We start from the raw sequence: 3,169 nt of genomic DNA, 5'->3' as shown, positions 1-3,169 counted from the left end.
GACCTGATGCGTTCTGGCACCCGCCCCCTGCCCGCCGCCGCTACGGCGAGCACGCAGGGTGTGCGCCTGTACGCCTCCTCGGTATCTGAGGACGCCGACCCGGCGCTCGGCCTGGACGAGGACCTGCGTCTGAAGCTGCTCAGCGCCCTGCAGGGCATGGGCACCGCTGAAGAGGAACCCCGCAAGGAACCCGCACAGGCGGATGCACCCAAGCCCGTAGCTCCAAAACCGGCCGCGCCGTCAGTAGTCGCTGCCCCCAAGCCGACTGCGCCTAAGCCGGCCGCACCGTCGGTAGTCGCTACGCCCAAGCCGACTGTGCCTAAGCCTGCCGCGCCCAAGCCGGCACCTCCGAAACAGGCTCAGCCTGCAGAGGCGGCGGGGGAGAGCGCTACCGCTTCTGCACCCGTGCAGAAGGCTGAACCCAAGCCTGTACCGGTCACGCCCGCAGCCCCCGTAGGTGTGCCCGAAACTTCCGTAGCTGTGCCCGCGGCTGAACCCGCCAAGCCGGTCCGTCCGACCCCGGCGCTGTTCGGCAAAGTTCAGGTTGCTGCGCCCACCGAACCTGCCGCGCCCCCCGCGGAAGAAGAGAACCAGGCGGGGGAGAAACCCCTCGACGCTTCCGAGCTGCCCGCAACCCCGGCTGAATCTGTGGCACCCGCAGAGCTCACCGTCCCTGCAGAGCTCACCGTCCCCGCAGAGGCACTCGCAGAAGACGAGTCCGCCGGCGCTCGCATCCACCCGCAGCAGGTGCGTGAAATGCACGAGAACTTCGCGGAACGCTCCCGACCCATCGTGCTCATCGGCCCCATGGCGGCAGGTAAAACCTACATTGGTACGCACCTTGCGCGTTTCTACGGCTACGAGTTCCTCGACGCCGACCAGCTCATCGTGGAACGCTACGGCGAAGTCTCCGAAATCTTCGAGATTTTCGGTGAGGCGTACTTCCGCGAGCTCGAACGCAAAACCATCGAAGAGGTCCTCACCTCGCCCGTATACCGCAACACGGTGTTTTCCCTGGGCGGTGGCGCGCCCATGACCGACTCGGTCGCGGAGCTGCTCAAGGACGAATGCGTGGTGTACATCCTCGTTGATGCTGACACCGTCACCCCGCGCATTACCGGCAACAAGACCCGCCCGCTGCTGCAGCCGAACCCGGTCGAGCGGTGGACCGACATTTTTGAGCGCCGCCGTAGCCGATACGAAGAGCTGGCGCATTTCACCCTGGACGCACGAGGCGGCCGCCCCATCACCGAGATGACCGCCGAAATCCAGGCGTACGTGACCGCAACCCGCGCCTCCCGCGCGCAGGGCCCCCAAGCATAACCCCTCACCTGTGAAAGGACACATGATGAGCACTCAGCCCACCCCCACTTTCGGTGCCTCCGGCGCGGAAGATATTACCCGCATCCCGGTGACCGGCAGCTCCCCGCGTGAGAACTATGAGGTTCTCATCGGCCACAACCTGCTCGGTAAAATCCCCGAAATTCTGGGCAACCGCACCAAGAAGGTGCTCGTGATTCACCCGCGTGCCCTGCGTTCCACCGGTGAGCTGGTCATGGAAGACCTGCGCGCCATGGGCTACGAATCGTTCAGCGCCGAAATTCCGGACGCTGAGGAGGCGAAGCACTACCAGGTGGCGGCGTTCTGCTGGCAGGTGCTCGGCCAGAACGACTTCACCCGCACCGACGCAATCATCTCCGTGGGCGGCGGCGCCATTACCGACGTTGCCGGCTTCGTGGCGGCAACCTGGCTGCGCGGCGTGCGCGTCATCCACATTCCGACCACCCTGCTCGGCATGGTGGACGCTGCCGTAGGTGGTAAGACCGGCATCAACACCGCCGAAGGTAAGAACCTGGTCGGCGCGTTCTGGCCGCCCGCCGCAGTGCTCTGCGAAATCGGCACCCTGCGCACCCTGCCTGAGCATGAGCTGCTGACCGGCATGGGTGAGGTCGTCAAGTGCGGCTTCATCGCAGACCCCGAAATTCTCGACCTGATCGAGGCGAACCCGAACGCCGTACGCGACTCGCAGTCCGCCGTGATGCGTGAACTCATTGAACGTAGCGTGCGCGTGAAGGCTGAGGTCGTCTCCGAGGACCTGCGCGAATCCGGCCGCCGCGAAATCCTGAACTACGGCCACACCCTCGCCCACGCCATCGAGCGCAACGAACGCTACCAGTGGCGTCACGGCGCGGCAGTGTCCGTCGGCATGGTCTACGCCGCCGAACTGGCGCTGGCAACCGGCCACGCCGACGAAGAACTTGTCGCACGTACCCGCCGCATCCTCGAATCCCTGGGCCTGCCCACCTCCTACAAGGCAGACGCATGGCCCCAGCTGCTCGAAGCAATGCGCCGCGACAAGAAGGCACGCGGCAACCTGCTGCGCTTCATCATTCTTGACGGTTTGGCTCGCCCGCGCGTCTACGAGGTGCCGGACGACTCGATCCTGTACATGACCTACCAGGAGATTACCGAGTAGGTGACGGGTCCCGTACATTTACCGGATGCACCCGCCACGCGGCTGCCAGCATATGACAGTCAGCGCGCGGCAGCCGGGCGGGGTGCCACAGAAAAACTGTGGCGCCCCTGCTAGGCAAACTCGTGCGCATCCTGTAGAATGTACGGGACATATTTTTGCTCATTGAAAACTTAGCGCCTCGCCGGGTACCACTACGGCGTGAGCGTCGATGACACGAAGGAGAGCCCCATGGCATCCACTACCGATATTAAGAACGGCGCCGTCCTGAAGATTGACGGCAACCTCTGGTCCGTCGTTGAGTTCCAGCACGTTAAGCCCGGTAAGGGTGGCGCATTCGTCCGCACCAAGCTGCGCAACGTTACCTCCGGCAAGGTCGTCGACCGTACCTTCAACGCTGGCGCTAAGATCGAAACCGCAACCGTTGACCGCTCCGACTACCAGTACCTGTACCAGGACGGCGACGACTACGTCTTCATGGACATGAAGACCTACGACCAGATCAACGTTCCCGCAACCGTTGTTGGTGACGCAGCAAACTACATGCTCGAGTCCCAGACCGCAACCATCGCAATGCACGAGGGTAGCCCCCTGTACATCGAGCTGCCCGCATCCGTGGTCCTCGAAATCACCTACACCGAGCCCGGCCTGCAGGGTGACCGCTCCACCGGCGGCACCAAGCCCGCAACCGTTGAG

3 protein-coding genes are annotated in these 3,169 nt (G+C 64.2%); all 3 read left to right on the top strand.

From position 1 onward, the window contains the following. Positions 1-1,323, top strand: a 1,323-nt coding sequence (locus tag HXO69_RS08820; protein WP_296546593.1) for a shikimate kinase, incomplete at its 5' end; no start/stop codon positions are given. 25 nt (positions 1,324-1,348) lie between these two features. Beyond that, positions 1,349-2,476 (top strand): 3-dehydroquinate synthase, encoded by a 1,128-nt coding sequence (gene aroB, locus HXO69_RS08815; protein WP_005505930.1) that lies wholly within the window; start codon positions 1,349-1,351, stop codon positions 2,474-2,476. A gap of 228 nt (positions 2,477-2,704) precedes the next feature. Further along, positions 2,705-3,169, top strand: a 465-nt coding sequence (gene efp / locus HXO69_RS08810; RefSeq protein WP_296546591.1) for an elongation factor P, incomplete at its 3' end; no start/stop codon positions are given.

Origin of the sequence: Rothia sp. (in: high G+C Gram-positive bacteria), assembly GCF_015265375.1 — a bacterium.
Classification (GTDB): Bacteria; Actinomycetota; Actinomycetes; order Actinomycetales; family Micrococcaceae; genus Rothia.
This window is presented reverse-complemented; position numbering and strand designations above follow the sequence as displayed.

Bases quoted from the DNA above. Each gene is read 5' to 3' on its own strand.
- aroB (WP_005505930.1), top strand. From the start codon at position 1,349: ATGAGCACTCAGCCCACCCCCACTTTCGGTGCCTCCGGCGCGGAAGAT.